This window comes from Leptolyngbya sp. FACHB-711, assembly GCF_014695615.1.
In the GTDB taxonomy this organism is placed as follows: domain Bacteria; phylum Cyanobacteriota; class Cyanobacteriia; order Elainellales; family Elainellaceae; genus Leptolyngbya_A.
Window position 1 is genome coordinate 1 of the sequence record NZ_JACJOR010000442.1, and the last position, 13,336, is coordinate 13,336.

15 protein-coding genes are annotated in these 13,336 nt (G+C 52.4%); 7 read left to right on the top strand and 8 right to left on the bottom strand.

Features of this window, described 5'->3' with window-relative positions; all coding sequences use genetic code 11:
• Window positions 1-219 precede the first annotated feature (219 nt).
• The gene (locus H6F80_RS19765; protein ID WP_190793237.1) at window positions 220-1,128 is read left to right on the top strand and encodes an alpha/beta fold hydrolase; all 909 of its coding nucleotides are present in this window, start codon (window positions 220-222) and stop codon (window positions 1,126-1,128) included.
• A 9-nt stretch (window positions 1,129-1,137) separates the two neighbouring features.
• Here H6F80_RS19765 and H6F80_RS19770 read toward each other — a convergent pair whose 3' ends face one another.
• Window positions 1,138-2,328 carry a tetratricopeptide repeat protein gene (locus H6F80_RS19770; protein WP_190793238.1) on the bottom strand — a complete coding sequence of 397 codons (1,191 nt, stop codon included), beginning with the start codon at window positions 2,326-2,328 and terminating at the stop codon, window positions 1,138-1,140.
• Complete coding sequence (thyX, locus tag H6F80_RS19775) at window positions 2,325-3,050, bottom strand: FAD-dependent thymidylate synthase (protein WP_190793239.1); 726 nt, start codon at window positions 3,048-3,050, stop codon at window positions 2,325-2,327. The genes H6F80_RS19770 and thyX overlap by 4 nt, the downstream gene beginning before the upstream one ends.
• A gap of 424 nt (window positions 3,051-3,474) precedes the next feature.
• Here thyX and H6F80_RS19780 point away from each other — a divergent pair, with 424 nt between their 5' ends.
• Both H6F80_RS19780 and H6F80_RS19785 read left to right on the top strand, forming a co-directional pair.
• Window positions 3,475-4,224 carry a 2-phosphosulfolactate phosphatase family protein gene (locus H6F80_RS19780; protein WP_190793240.1) on the top strand — a complete coding sequence of 250 codons (750 nt, stop codon included), beginning with the start codon at window positions 3,475-3,477 and terminating at the stop codon, window positions 4,222-4,224.
• 325 nt (window positions 4,225-4,549) lie between these two features.
• Window positions 4,550-4,744 carry a hypothetical protein gene (locus H6F80_RS19785; protein WP_518523617.1) on the top strand — a complete coding sequence of 65 codons (195 nt, stop codon included), beginning with the start codon at window positions 4,550-4,552 and terminating at the stop codon, window positions 4,742-4,744.
• A gap of 83 nt (window positions 4,745-4,827) precedes the next feature.
• On the opposite strand, the gene H6F80_RS19790 is transcribed toward H6F80_RS19785, so the two are convergent.
• Window positions 4,828-5,409, bottom strand: a complete 582-nt coding sequence (locus tag H6F80_RS19790) for a thioredoxin family protein (protein ID WP_190793242.1) — start codon at window positions 5,407-5,409, stop codon at window positions 4,828-4,830.
• Window positions 5,410-5,565: 156 nt separating this feature from the next.
• On the opposite strand from H6F80_RS19790, the gene H6F80_RS19795 reads away from it, so the two are divergent.
• Complete coding sequence (locus H6F80_RS19795; RefSeq protein WP_190793243.1) at window positions 5,566-5,970, top strand: NIL domain-containing protein; 405 nt, start codon at window positions 5,566-5,568, stop codon at window positions 5,968-5,970.
• Window positions 5,971-5,982: 12 nt separating this feature from the next.
• On the opposite strand, the gene H6F80_RS19800 is transcribed toward H6F80_RS19795, so the two are convergent.
• Window positions 5,983-6,678 carry a hypothetical protein gene (locus H6F80_RS19800; protein WP_190793244.1) on the bottom strand — a complete coding sequence of 232 codons (696 nt, stop codon included), beginning with the start codon at window positions 6,676-6,678 and terminating at the stop codon, window positions 5,983-5,985.
• A gap of 127 nt (window positions 6,679-6,805) precedes the next feature.
• Between H6F80_RS19800 and cobU the strand changes: the two genes are divergently transcribed.
• Window positions 6,806-7,381 carry a bifunctional adenosylcobinamide kinase/adenosylcobinamide-phosphate guanylyltransferase gene (gene cobU, locus H6F80_RS19805; protein WP_190793245.1) on the top strand — a complete coding sequence of 192 codons (576 nt, stop codon included), beginning with the start codon at window positions 6,806-6,808 and terminating at the stop codon, window positions 7,379-7,381.
• Between the two features lie 364 nt (window positions 7,382-7,745).
• Window positions 7,746-8,174 carry a hypothetical protein gene (locus H6F80_RS19810; RefSeq protein WP_190793246.1) on the top strand — a complete coding sequence of 143 codons (429 nt, stop codon included), beginning with the start codon at window positions 7,746-7,748 and terminating at the stop codon, window positions 8,172-8,174.
• Window positions 8,175-8,362: 188 nt separating this feature from the next.
• Here the strand turns inward: H6F80_RS19810 and ftsE are convergent, their stop codons facing one another.
• Together ftsE and H6F80_RS19820 are read right to left on the bottom strand one after the other, a co-directional pair.
• Entirely contained in the window at window positions 8,363-9,178 is an 816-nt protein-coding gene (gene ftsE, locus H6F80_RS19815; RefSeq protein ID WP_190793247.1) for a cell division ATP-binding protein FtsE, read from the bottom strand.
• A gap of 276 nt (window positions 9,179-9,454) precedes the next feature.
• Window positions 9,455-9,946 (bottom strand): hypothetical protein, encoded by a 492-nt coding sequence (locus H6F80_RS19820; protein ID WP_242067465.1) that lies wholly within the window; start codon window positions 9,944-9,946, stop codon window positions 9,455-9,457.
• A gap of 106 nt (window positions 9,947-10,052) precedes the next feature.
• Between H6F80_RS19820 and H6F80_RS19825 the strand changes: the two genes are divergently transcribed.
• Window positions 10,053-10,418, top strand: a complete 366-nt coding sequence (locus H6F80_RS19825) for a VOC family protein (RefSeq protein ID WP_190793248.1) — start codon at window positions 10,053-10,055, stop codon at window positions 10,416-10,418.
• A 209-nt stretch (window positions 10,419-10,627) separates the two neighbouring features.
• On the opposite strand, the gene murJ is transcribed toward H6F80_RS19825, so the two are convergent.
• Window positions 10,628-12,334 carry a murein biosynthesis integral membrane protein MurJ gene (gene murJ, locus H6F80_RS19830; RefSeq protein WP_190793249.1) on the bottom strand — a complete coding sequence of 569 codons (1,707 nt, stop codon included), beginning with the start codon at window positions 12,332-12,334 and terminating at the stop codon, window positions 10,628-10,630.
• 133 nt (window positions 12,335-12,467) lie between these two features.
• Window positions 12,468-13,336 (bottom strand): recombinase RecA (gene recA / locus H6F80_RS19835; protein ID WP_190793250.1); only part of this gene is annotated, 869 nt, incomplete at its 5' end.

Below are 13,336 nucleotides of genomic sequence, written 5' to 3' on the forward strand. Positions count from 1 at the left end.
ACCCTATCAGTCTGATATCGTCGTTCTTGACTTACTCGTATTATTACGCAACTATCACTTAAAAAAGTTGCGATTTGTACGTTTTTAAGGAATTGTCAATTCCGATCGCTCATACAAGTAGTATTTTTACTGCAAATCTTAACATAATTTAATAGTTGTCTGCCCTGCTTCAAGAGTTTTATCTCTGCTTACGACTTTATTTAATTTTTTTCTCAGTCTATGCTGCAACCGCCCGGTTTTCGTCAAGACTCGATTTCAACCAGCCTGGGATCGATCGTCTACTACACTGCGGATCAAGCAACCTCGCCGGCATCGCAATCTACCAGAAAGCGATCGCCTGAAGATCAACCGCCGATCGTCTTTCTGCATGGCTTTGGCGGTGGCTCATCGGCTTATGAATGGTCAAAGGTCTATCCCGCATTTGTGCCCGAATATCAGGTGATCGCTCCCGATCTGCTGGGCTGGGGACGATCGAACCACCTGACGCGCCCTTATCAAATCGAAGACTACCTGATCACCATTCGCGAATTTCTAGAGCAGGTTGCTCCTTCGCCTGCGATCGTGGTGGCTTCTTCGCTGACCGCTGCCTTTGTGGTGCGAGTCGCAGTGAGTTATCCCGGCTTGATTCGATCGCTGATCCTGAGTGCCCCCACCGGGCTGGCAGACTTTGGACAGCCCTATCAAAATCCGATCGCCTCAATTGTCAGTATTCCCGGAGTCGATCGGCTGCTGTATAGCACTGTGATTGCCAACCCATTCGGAATTCGGACGTTTTTAGAGCAGCGGCAGTTTGCCCAGTCAAATCGCGTCTCCCCTGAAGTGGTGGATGCCTATCTCGCTTCTGCCCTCCAGCCCAATGCCGAAGCCAGTGCTCTGTCCTTAGTGCGGGGTGATTTGTGCTTTGACCTGGCTCAATATCTTCCTGATCTCACTGTTCCGACTGCGATTCTCTGGGGGCGACAGGCACAGCTCAGCCCTCCAGCTCTGGCACAGCGATTTGCCGAACTGAACCCTCGTGCTATCAAAGCCGTCGAAGTTTTGGAAGGGGTCGGCTTAACGCCCCAACTCGAACTGCCTGCGGTGACGATCGGCGTAATCCGCCAGTTTTTAGCTGAATTATCGAGTTAAGCCCGAAAACTAAACCTGAAAGCCCATCTCGCGCAGTCCTTGCCGGAGCCGATCGGCTTCTGAGGGATTCTGCTGCTGATGCAGATCGATCGCCTGCCGAAACGCAGCCAGACTTTCATTCACGCGACCGAGCTTGAGCCACACGACGCCCAAATTCTGATATGCCTCTGCGTAGTCGGGCTTGAGGCGAATTGCCTGCTGATAGTGGTCGATCGCCTGGGTAAATTGTCCGATCGCTTTGCAGGTCATCCCCAGGTTGTGGTATCCGATCGCCAGGGTGGGATCAAGTTGAATGACGGTTTCAAAGCAGTCTTTCGCGCGCTTAAGATTTCCCTCAGCCAGCAACAGACTGCCCAAATTATTCTGTGCACCTAACTTGAGGCGATCGAGGATGGGCTGTTGCAGGGCGGCGTGGTAGTGCTGTTCTGCCAGGGGTAAATTGCCCGATTGACGATAGGCAATGCCCAGGTGATAGTGCAGCTCGTAAAGGATAGGCGGATCGCTCTGTCCGCTCTGGAGCCCCTGCTGAAGCAGCACAAGTCCCTGCTGCACGTCCCCCATCTGCACATAAAGCGCACCCAACTTGGCACACACATAGGGATCGTCGGGATGATCTGCCAGAAAGACCTCCATTGTTTGTCTGGCTTTCTGAAGCTTGTCACGGCTGGCGATGGTACTGGGCTTATAGCCGTAGTGAAGGATTGCCACGTCCGGTAGATTAATGACCTGCCACTGCGGTTCCCGTTGCAGCAGTTTAGCCACGCTGTCATCCACCATTGCGTGATAGGGACGGCTGAAATAAACCTCTGGATGGCGGCGAAACAAGCGAGACACCAGCGAATAAGGCGACTGAGCTGCTCCAATTTCTTGCCGAATCAGGTTTATGACGATCGCCTGGGGCTGCTGCATTGCCTGCCGAAGCGAGGAGATAATCTGCGAGTTGAGGGCTTCGTCGGCATCGAGAACAAGGACCCAATCGCCCGTGATGTATTTTAGGGATTCATTGCGGGCAGCGGCAAAAGAATTATTCCAGGGAAAGTGATGCACCTCTGCGCCAAAGGATTGGGCGATCGTCACTGTTTCATCGGTTGATCCCGTATCTAGAATCACGATCTGATCGACCATGCCCTGCACACTCTCCAGGCAGCGTGGCAGATTGGCGGCTTCGTTTTTAACGATCGCACAAAAAGAAAGCGTCATGGTGCAAGGCGTGCTTTTTTCGCCCGATTTGATTCATACCAGTCTGCAATGCTGGGAACCCAATCCTGAAACTGCGTCCAGATCAGTTCGCAAAGCTGCTGTGCCTCTAGCTGAGCGTCGGCTTTCCAGCGCAGATCGAGCAGGTGCATCAGCGATCGAACGTTGGCAGACATCACCCAATGCTGCCGCACATCAAAAGGAATGAGTCCTCTTGCATGTTCCTCAGAAAAACCCTGCTCCATTCGCTGCTGATATCGCTTGCAGCCCTCCAGACACCAGCTCAGATCTTCCTGTCGTAGTTCTTCGGTGTAGTCGTAGCGTTTACCCTGACGATCCGTATAAGAGCCGATCGGACGCAGATAAAACACTTCTTCAACGTCTCGCTTGCCTTGCACCACGTCAGTAATTCGGGCTCCAGTGTACCGAAACGATTGAACATCAAACGAAATTCCAACGCGATGCGTTCTGATTTGCTGCATCGTCGAGTGGGGAAAATAGCCGCAGTTCAGCACGATCTGAGGATGTTCGAGCGGTCCGAAGTGTCCCCGGTTGCCTGCTAGCAGGTTGCGAACCACCAATTCGCCCGCCTTGACTTCATCGGGAAATTGATCGCGCTCCTCCCAGACAAATGCCTCCGCATAATCCTGGTGCATCGCAGCATAAATCACCTGCTGGGCGTTTGCCGTGCGCGAGAGAGCTTCAACGGTAAAGTAGCGATCCATAGCTTAATTTCAAAGAGCAGAAAGGGAGCGGAAACATGACAGGCTTCTTAGAATAACCGCATCTCCGAGCCTTATGATCCTGGATTTTTGAATCGTTTCAAATCTGGGATAAATGGGAGATAGAGATAGGGCTTTGTCTCGCTCTAGAATGACGGCAATGCCGAAATACAAGCGTTATCCCTGATCCATCTACTCTTCTACTTCCCATTGCTCACGTCCCGACTGATAACCTAAGCTTAACTTATCAATAAGCATAAATACTTAAATTAAATCAATGTCTAGAGCAATCGATCGCCCTATTCCCTGACCATTACCCGATAGAATGGAGGGCAATAGGCATTAATTTTTCTTACAGCTCTTTAATTGATTATTTATAGGATCTGTTCATATCTCCTGTTTACCTTTACCCTAAAATCCGCTGCCCGTGAAGTTCTCCATATACCACACGCCCGAACTGACCCCGATCGCCCAAATTCCTGATTGTGCAATTGCGGTTGATGTGCTTCGCGCAACGTCAACTATTGCAACCGCTCTCGCTGCAGGCGCAGAAGGAGTTCAGGTGTTTAGCAGCATGGAAGAGCTGATGCACGTGAGCGAACAGTGGCTTCCTGACAAGCGGCTGCGCGCAGGGGAACGAGGTGGCGCAAAAGTAGAAGGCTGTGATTTGGGAAACTCCCCGCTGGACTGTACTCCCGAACTGGTTTCCGGCAAACGCCTCTTTATCAGCACCACGAATGGAACTCGCTGCCTGGAACGGCTTCAGGATGCCGAAACGGTGTTAACGGCTGCGCTGATTAACCGGCATGCGGTGGTGAATTATTTGCTCAAGCACCGTCCTGAAACCGTGTGGATCGTTGGCTCTGGCTGGGAAGGCAGTTTCTCCCTGGAAGATACCGTTTGTGCAGGGGCGATCGTGCATCAGATCAGCCAACAGCTTGAAGGAGAACATTCCCTGCCGGAAATTGCCGGAAATGATGAAGTCTTTGGGGCGGTCGCGCTCTATAGCCAGTGGCAAAACAATCTGCTGGGACTGTTGCACCAGGCAACCCACGGCAAGCGACTGCTGCGGCTCGACTGTCTAGACGATCTGAAATACTGCGCCCAAACCGATGTGCTGGATTCGCTGCCGATTCAAAAACAGCCTGGGGTGTTAATTCGCAACGTCGAGGGTTAGCTGGCGAAGCGCTAATCTGGCGTAAGTTGGGCACAAGCATTGAGCACAAATATTGGGCACAAACAAAGCAGGCAGCCTGAGTCGATCGCAACCCCCTCCGACCCCTGCTGCTTCACCTGCAAGAAAGGCTCCGGGATGAGTCATGTTTTAAGCTGCCGCTTAGCCAAAAATAGCGATCGGTTTTTCCTCAATCATTTTCATCAGTCAAAAGAAGTACGCAGAAAGTAACAGTTCATTGCAAACACTTATGTGAGAAATCGCATTATGTTACGTTCAATAGCATTGACTTTTGCAACGCAGTTCTTGAGAGGAGAGCATTTTGGCTGTGAATTTCAAGTCGGTATCTAACCCTTCAACCCGTGAAGACTTCAGCGAATACGTTGCACATCTCCAGCTTCACATGGCGTTACAGGCGCGGAATCTGGTTCCAACCCTGGGCAAAATGACGGATAGTCGTGGGCAATTGCTTCACGAAACGCAAGCCGAATTTGAGAAGTTTGTTTCGCGTCAGCTTATTTAGTTAAACGACCTAATCTTATAAAATCAGCTTAAGTTCAACCTTGAAGTCAGAGTATTTGCTCTGGCTTTTTTGTATTTCTGGGGCTACTCCTTCACCTGACTTCCATGACCTCGCGGATCATCATTTTGAGATTTAGGGGCAGTGGGAGACTCTACTTCGGAGATGCGTCCTCTCGACTGAAGATAGGGGAGCGGTGAACCTGTTGCTAAGGCTTCGAGGTTAGCTGCCATCACCGTATGCGGCTGTTCTCCAATCGTGCTGGCAATCGATTCTCCCTGCGGGTCAAGAAAAACAAAGTGGGGAATGCCATCAACCCGATAGGAGAGCATTTCAGGCAGCCATTTTGTGTTGTCTACGTTAAGCATGACGAAATTCACTCGATCGCCAAACTCATCTTTAAGATCGCTCATGTCTTTTGCCATTGCCTGACAGGAGGTACACCAGTCCGCATAAAACTCAATCAGCGTCGGCTGTTCGTTTTTGAGGGCGACATCCAGCGGCGTTGCGGTTTCTGCCATTGCCGCCAGGGTTCCGGTATCGCTGCCAAAGCGCACGCCCAGAAAAATCGAGAGGCTAAGGACTATCGCAACCAGCAGGATAATCAAATTCCGAATTCGGGCTGCCGGATTAGACTGGGGAGTAGGACTAGAAGGCGTTGCAGTCATGGCAAGAAAACGTTGAACGCGAGACAGAACAAGAAAAAGCTAAGAGCAAGAGTGAACGCTCACTTTCTTTAGCGTAGCGAATTTTCGATCAGGCGTGAAAGCGGGGCTGTAGGCGATTGCCGTTCTTAGTAGGTTTCTAGCAGGAGAATTTCAAAAATGAAAAAACGAGTTACGCTCACCTTTCCGAAGCGATCGGTGCACATGCCTGTCACTTATCGATTGGCAAAGGATTTTAACGTTGCGGCAAATATTATTCGGGCACAGGTCACGCCGAATCAGATTGGGACGCTGGTTGTAGAGTTATCCGGTGATATCGACCAGTTGGATGCAGCGATCGACTGGATGCGGGCACAGGATATCGGCATTTCCCTTGCCAGCCGCGAAATTTTGATCGATGAAGATTTGTGCGTTCACTGCGGCTTATGCACGGGTGTTTGTCCTACAGAGGCACTGAGCCTCGATCGCCAGAGTTTTAAGCTAACGTTTACGCGATCGAAATGCGTCGTGTGCGAACAGTGCATTCCGACCTGTCCGGTACAGGCAATTTCAACGAATTTATAGCAATCTAGTTTGTTAGTCTTCCTGCATTTGTCCGTGCAGCAGTGTCAAATCCTTCACAAGTTTCATCAGGCGATTTTCGAGCGATTGCTTTTTGCCCAGCAGCGTTCGCAGTTTTTGATAGCGAGCGATCGCCAAACTCACGTAGGCAACTTGCTGCGGTGGACAGGGGCGCGACCAGAGCTGACCGTCGGCATCAAGTCCACACAGGCGGTAGCCGCTGCGAGGCTGATTGTCGGTAAAGGGTGGCTGGGGCATGCTGCAAATCGCATCTACATATTCTTTAAGATGTTCGATTTCGGCATGACGCAGCGTAGTTGCGCCAATGGGCTGCATCGTCTGATAAGCTTCAGGGGGCTGTGCTTCGAGCCAGCCATCCACGATCGGACCTTCAGCATAAAGGGCATGAATCTGCTGCGAAACCTGCTCTAATTCGCTCTGCCACTGCTGCACGATCGCCTCAATTTCCTGCAATAAGCCGATCGATAAATGCGGATTTGTCGCATGACGCTGGGAGCTAACTTGAGGCAACTTTGATTTCGGCAGCGGCGTAGAGGGACTGTTTTCTCGAATCGGAAAAGGCTGCACAGACCGGGCAGCAGGGAATGTCGCTGGAGGGCGGGAAAGCTCAGTATCGGCTGGCAGATTTGCCGAATCCAGATGATCCAGCGTTGCCTCAATCCGCTTCAGTTCGTGCTTGTCAGGTTTCATACTGCCAGCCTCAGCAGGATCAGAGAATGTGGAGAGAATAACAAAACGACCTGCACGACCCCGATTTATCGCTTATTGTAGCTAGCTTATTTTAGCGATTTTTGCGATTACCCCACTATAGAAACCTATGCCCTCCTCTGCCAACTCCTCCAGACAGATAGTTTTAGTGACGGGTCCAGCCCGATCGGGCAAGAGTGAATGGGCAGAAGCCCTGGCAGCACGTTCGGGGCGATCGGTGATTTACCTTGCAACGGCTCAGCTCAATCCCGAAGATGCTGAATGGCAGGCGCGAATTGAGCGTCATCAGCAACGCCGTCCTCCTGCCTGGAAAACCCTGTCCGTGCCGATCGGCCTGGCAGCGGCGATCGAAAGCGCAAATCAAGAATGCCTGCTGATCGATTCCCTTGGAACCTGGCTTGCCAACCTGCTGGAGCAAAACGAAGACACCTGGCAGCAAACGATCGCCCAGGTGTTAAACGCACTGCACCACACCCAAACTCACATTATTTTTGTAGCGGAGGAAACGGGCTGGGGCATTGTGCCTGCTTATCCGATCGGGCGACTGTTTCGCGATCGACTGGGCGATCTCACTCGAAGAATTGGCACGATCGCAGACACTGTTTATCTAGCAACAGGCGGCTATGTGCTGAACCTGAGCGAGCTGGGGCAGTCGATCGATCGAGAACTGAATGCTGAGCGGTAATGGTAGCTCAATAGAACGTCTCCTGTTGAAATCGCCTCTAACCGCAAATGACCAATACTTCCTCTGGCAAAGCTTAATCTTTCCTGCGGATTACAGCGCACTTAAACGATCGTAGAATCACTAAGATCAAAGATAATTATCTGCTAATCAAGCAACGTGAGTTGTCATCCCCAAAATGCAATTTAGTGCAATTGGATTTAGTGCGGTCGGTCAAGGCGAATCGCAATGAGAAATCAAACCAAGGTGGGAGCAATTCGGCGTCGGCGTGATAGAGGAGGGCAACGATTCGGGCAACGGCTCAGCCCATGATGACTTGCAACTGATTGCATTTCCCTGCTAAGAGTTTCCTTCACCGCATTTTCCTATGGCATCACTTGAACAGGTCAAACAATATCTTGCCTACTGGTTTCAGCTTGGCAAGCCGCTGATTGTGAACGGCAAAACGAGTGACGGACGCTCGAAGGTTCTGCCCCAAGCGGTGATCCAGGGTGATCGATACAGTCCTGAGTTTGAGGCTTGCTGGCAGCACATCACAAGCGGAGCCTGGAAATCGAGCTATCTGGAAGGAACCATTCAAACGATCGAAGAACTGCTGTCGTCGCAGTGGGATATTTCGAGTTGTGCCCGATGCGCGATGCCTGTGCCGATGCTGGGTTTAGGGGTTCAGACGAGCGGCGAGTGTCCCTGTTCTGATCTTCCCGGCTGGCCCAATACCGAATTGCCCCAACCGCGTGATCCGATTAACTCGCGCCGCCAGCTAACCAATATTCGCGATCGGCTGTCCCAGATTTAGGGGTTTGAACCTTTTTCCAGACCTATTGGGCATTGCTGAATTCGGGATATGAAGGGTGCAAATTTAGCTTCTGTATCGCCCCCTAAATCCCCCAATGCTGGGGGACTTTGAATTCTGGTTCCCCCCAAAGTTGGGGGCTAGAGGGGGTCATACTCCGATTCAGCAACACCACCTATTGTTTTCCAGACCTATCGTTCTCGAAATAATCGCCCGTTGCGAATTTGCACGACCGGATGATGCGATGCCCGTACGAGCTGCTCATCGTGAGTTGTGATGATTACAGTGATGCCCACCGCATTCAGCTTTTGCAGAATTTTGACCACCTGCCAGGAGTTGTCTGGGTCGAGGTTTCCGGTGGGCTCATCGGCTAAGAGAATGGGGGGCGTACTGACGATCGCACGGGCAATGCTGACGCGCTGCTGTTCGCCGCCGGAAAGCTGATCGGGAAAACAGTTTGCTTTATCCTGCAAGCCCACCATGCGAAGGGTTGGCAAAAGCCGTCGATGAATTTCTTTGCGCGTAAAGCCCTGCGCCCACAGCACAAAAGCAACATTCTCAGAAACCGTGCGACGCGGAATAAGCTTGTAGTCTTGAAATACTACGCCGACCTGCCGCCGTAGCTTAGAAAGTTCGTTGCCACGAAGCTGGGCGATCGACTGATCGTTGACAATGACTTCGCCCTGGGTTGGACGTTCTTCGCCGTAGAGCAGCTTTAGCAGCGTTGATTTTCCTGAACCGGATGGACCCGTGACAAACAGAAAATCGCCCCTTCGCACTTGCAAATGCACGTCGAGCAGCGCAGCACAGCCATTGCTGTAGATTTTGCTAACCTGGTGCAGTTCGACGATCGGTTCTGCGGACTGAGGCGATTGATCAGAGCCAGATAAATCAGGATGAGCCTGAGCAAACCGGGGGGGAACGGTTTGAGCCTTCTCGGATGCGGCAGATCCAAAATTCTGCTGAGCAGTTTGCGGCGAATGGGGTTGGGTAGTCCCTGAGGGCATAGCGTCGTCACTGGGAAAGGGGCAATTGGGGAAGTTTAGGCAGCCTGAAAACTGCCACTGCACACCCACAAACCGAAGGAAATTGTAATCGGTCTGATGGAATTCGTCACGCAATCGATCGAGGCAACCAATAAAGCTTAATAAAAATCTCAAAGCTCCCAGCCTGGGAGAATGAGAGGGCAAGTGGGGAACTAAAGCGGAAAATCGGCAGTTCCGATCGCTTCGCAGTTCCTCAAAGCGGGAGCCATTTGCCCCTCTCAAACACTGCCTTAGACCCTAGCGGCGAACTTTCCCTGCAAATCCGGCAGCTTTGAACTGTTCAAGCTGAAGCGGGGTCGGTTGGTTTGCCGGAATCGAGATGCGAAGCTCAAAATCGCTCACTCCGGGCGGCACTTCTTCGATCGACCCCAACCGAGTCCGATTTTCCATTACCGAATTGCCGTTGGCATCGTAGATCCGTCCAAAAATATCAGCGTTGAGTACGGGCTTGCCCGATGAGTTGTTAGCTTTGCCCGTGACGATAAAGCACTTTGCCCGCATACTCGTGCCGCCAGAGGTAATAGCCCCTTCGGACAGTTCCGCCGGACATTCGTGATAAGTAACATCGCTCAGCGAAATTTGAGTGACTGCGGCTGCGATCGGGGCGAAGGAGGCAGAGCCAAACCATAAGCCGCAAGCTAGGGTGACAGTTACGAGCGCTGCAAAGGAAAGATGCAAAAACTGTTGAAAAAAGTGGGTTCGATAATTTGCAGGGTGAGGAGTGTTCATAGATCTTGTATCAGCCGCCAAATGGAAGGAATCCAACCCCAGATTATCGCGAAATGCCTGACCTACAATAGAGCTAGAGGAGCCTATTTGAAGGAAGGTGAGGCGTATGCAGCTCAAGCGAATTGGTCACGTTGCCATTTGTGTTCAAGATATCGATCGCGCCGCGCAGTTTTACCAGGCTTTAGGAATGAACCTGGTTTGGAAAGATGCAGACTGGGCATATCTCAAAGCGGGGGAAGACGGGCTGGCATTGCTGAGTCCGAGCTATAAGCACGCGGGTGCGCACTTTGGCTTTATTTTCCACGATCGGGCTGAAGTTCAATCGGCTTACGAGAAGCTGAAGGCAGAAGGCGTCCATCTCACGGAAATTCACGACCATCGGGACGGCACTGCTTCCTTTTACGGACGCGACCCGGAGGGAAACTGGTTTGAGTATCTGTATGAACCCGTTGCGGTGGCAAGTGCAGTGTAGCTGAGGAGAACGGCGTTGCTGAATTGAAGAATGCGGGGCTAGGTTTGACCTTGCTGGGCAGCCTCCTTATTCCCCATTAGCCCGGGACTTTGAGCGTTGGAAGTTTCTCAGGAAGGGGCACAGTTATCCGGTGATGTTGTTGTTCCCTGATGAGGCTGTTTCATAATTCTGCTATCGGGTGATTCTACAACACTCGGCAAGCCCGCCGTTTAAGTTCTCGTTCTGCTGCGTCTCAGGAGGCGATCGACCAACTGATTCACTTCTGGCAAGCGCATCTGGACGGCAAACAGTCCAAACACAACCAATCCGGCAAGTCCGGCAAGGCAGACCTGGAGCAGCAGCACCCCAAAGCTATCTGTTCCCAGCACCTGCTCTAAGCCGTAGCGTGTGCCCCAGGCGGCAAATCCGGCAATCACGCTGCCGATCGCGAGTCCGACAAAGGGCTGACTCCACTGGGCGATTGGCAATCCATTCAGACGGCGATTTAGCACAACTATCATTGCCACCGTAGAAATTAGATTCACGCCCACCGTTGCCAGGATGATGCCAGGTGCGCCAAACGGTTTCACCAGCAGAAAGTCCAAAACTGCATTAATGACAATATTCACGATGCTAATGCGAAACGGCGTGTCGGCATCTTCCAGCGCATAAAACACCCGCACCAGCACATCGCGCCCCAGATACACAAACATCCCCACGGCGTAGGCAATCAGCACGGTGGCAGTCAGCCGAGCATCTTCTTCTTTGAAGGCAAATCGCTCATAAATGACGCGACAGATGGGGACGGCGAGGGCGATCGTCAGCGCGCTCAGGGGCAGCATTGTAATCGCGGTCATCAGAAGTCCCTGGCGAATTCGGTCCTTCAGTTCGTCCCAGTGTTCAGGAGCCGCCAGCCGTGAAAATACAGGCAGCAGCGGAACCAGAATTACGTTTGACAACACGCCGATCGGGGTTTGAATCAGCAAGCCTGCATAGCCCATTGCTGACACTGCCGCCGCCGCATTCGGGATAAACGAGGCGAAAAATAGATCCGTCCAGACGTTGATTTGCAGCATTCCCGACGAAAAAGTTGCCGGACCCATGATGCGAATTACTTCCTGCACTTCGGGACGCTGAAACTCAAACCGTAGCCGAAATCCGCCCAAGCCCGATCGCCACTGCGCCGGAAGCTGAATCAGCCACTGCAAAACAGCTCCTGCCAGCGTAGACCAAGCCAGCACTGCCCCGCCGATCGCCGCGTATTCGGGCTGGGTCATGCGCTCGCCGAGTGTTAAAGCTAATCCGATTAATCCAATTAGCACGGTGACGCTGGAAAACAGAGGACTCACCGAGGGCAGCCAGTATTGATCGGCAGCATTTAGCACACCGAAGCCAATCCCGATCAGCCCGGCAAGAACCGCCATCGGAGCCATAATGCGAAACTGCTCGATCGCGATCGCCCTGGTTTGCTCCAGAGTGGCGTAGGTTGCCACAGAAATGCCCTGTGCCTGTGCTTCTGCCGCTGAAATGTAGAGTCCGGGTGCGACCAGGCGCATCATCGGTTCGGCAAACACAATTAAGGCGATCGTCACGATCAGCAGCACTCCGACCACCAGCGTGGTAATGGTTTCGATGATCGGCGCGACTTCTTCCTGCTTGCGCTTTGCCAAAACGCTGACCATCGCGCTGTGAAACGGACCATTGATACCGCCCAGCAAAATCAGCAAAAACCCCGGAATCACGTAGGCAAAGTTGTATGCGCCGTAGGCTGGACCGACCCCAAAGGCTGCGGCAATTCCCTGCTGGCGAACCAGTCCAAAGATTTTGCTGAGCAGCGTTGCCACTGCCACAATTCCGGCAATGGTCATCAGCGATCGGGTTTTCTTTGGGTCAGCCGTTTTCTTTGCGTCGGGCACGGTGTCGATCGGCAAAAACATCGATCTCACTTAAGCACAAATTCAGCCCTGATTCTCGAATCAGCCCGACAAAAAACAAGGGGCAAAAAGCCCCCTGTCTAAACTGCTCAGTTTTGCTTAAATCGCTCGTGAGGCTGACAAGCTGCGAAAAGCCTTACTCCTCATCGAGCAGCTCATCGCCGTCGTCATCACTTTCGTCCGGTAAACCCACCGAGTTCGCGGAAACCACTGCGCCCTTATCCAGCTTTTCGCGCACCAGCTTTTCGACTTCCTGAGCAAATTCCGGCTTTTCTTCCAGGTATTTGATCGCGTTGTCGCGTCCCTGGCTAATGTTTTCGCCGTTGTAGCTGTACCATGCGCCGCGCCGCACCAAAACGCTGGTTTCCTCTGCCATATCAACCAGACAGCCCATCGTCGAGATGCCCTTACCAAAGATGATGTCAAACTCAGCGATGCGGAAGGGAGGTGCAACTTTGTTTTTAGCGACTTTGACTTTGGCGCGAATGCCAAACTCCTCAGTGCCCTTCTTCAGGGTTTGCACCCGGCGAATGTCGAGGCGAACCGAAGCATAAAACTTGAGCGCGTTACCGCCCGTGGTTGTTTCCGGGTTGCCGTAGGAAATGCCAATTTTTTGGCGGAGCTGGTTGAGGAAGACGACGCTACAGCCTGTTTTACCGATGTTGCCCGTAATCTTCCGCAGTGCCTGGCTCATCAGACGGGCCTGCAAGCCGACGTGAGCATCGCCCATTTCGCCTTCAATTTCTGCGCGAGGAACCAGGGCTGCGACCGAGTCCACCACGACGACATCAACGGCATTCGATCGCACCAACTGATCGACAATTTCCAGCGCGGCTTCACCCGTATCGGGCTGAGATACCAGCAGGTTTTCGATATCGACGCCTAACGCTGCGGAATAGGCAGGGTCAAGGGCATGTTCTGCATCCACGTATGCCGCCACACCGCCCCGCTTTTGAACTTCGGCGACCGCATGAAGGGCAAGCGTTGTTTTACCTGAACTCTCTG

What these genes read in the sequence shown, in the direction of transcription:
- H6F80_RS19765 (WP_190793237.1), top strand. Translation starts at nt 220, where the DNA reads ATGCTGCAACCGCCCGGTTTTCGTCAAGACTCGATTTCAACCAGCCTG.
- H6F80_RS19770 (WP_190793238.1), bottom strand. Translation starts at nt 2,328, where the DNA reads ATGACGCTTTCTTTTTGTGCGATCGTTAAAAACGAAGCCGCCAATCTG.
- thyX (WP_190793239.1), bottom strand. Translation starts at nt 3,050, where the DNA reads ATGGATCGCTACTTTACCGTTGAAGCTCTCTCGCGCACGGCAAACGCC.
- H6F80_RS19790 (WP_190793242.1), bottom strand. Translation starts at nt 5,409, where the DNA reads ATGACTGCAACGCCTTCTAGTCCTACTCCCCAGTCTAATCCGGCAGCC.
- H6F80_RS19795 (WP_190793243.1), top strand. Translation starts at nt 5,566, where the DNA reads ATGAAAAAACGAGTTACGCTCACCTTTCCGAAGCGATCGGTGCACATG.
- H6F80_RS19800 (WP_190793244.1), bottom strand. Translation starts at nt 6,678, where the DNA reads ATGAAACCTGACAAGCACGAACTGAAGCGGATTGAGGCAACGCTGGAT.
- cobU (WP_190793245.1), top strand. Translation starts at nt 6,806, where the DNA reads ATGCCCTCCTCTGCCAACTCCTCCAGACAGATAGTTTTAGTGACGGGT.
- H6F80_RS19810 (WP_190793246.1), top strand. Translation starts at nt 7,746, where the DNA reads ATGGCATCACTTGAACAGGTCAAACAATATCTTGCCTACTGGTTTCAG.
- ftsE (WP_190793247.1), bottom strand. Translation starts at nt 9,178, where the DNA reads ATGCCCTCAGGGACTACCCAACCCCATTCGCCGCAAACTGCTCAGCAG.
- H6F80_RS19820 (WP_242067465.1), bottom strand. Translation starts at nt 9,946, where the DNA reads ATGAACACTCCTCACCCTGCAAATTATCGAACCCACTTTTTTCAACAG.
- H6F80_RS19825 (WP_190793248.1), top strand. Translation starts at nt 10,053, where the DNA reads ATGCAGCTCAAGCGAATTGGTCACGTTGCCATTTGTGTTCAAGATATC.
- murJ (WP_190793249.1), bottom strand. Translation starts at nt 12,334, where the DNA reads ATGTTTTTGCCGATCGACACCGTGCCCGACGCAAAGAAAACGGCTGAC.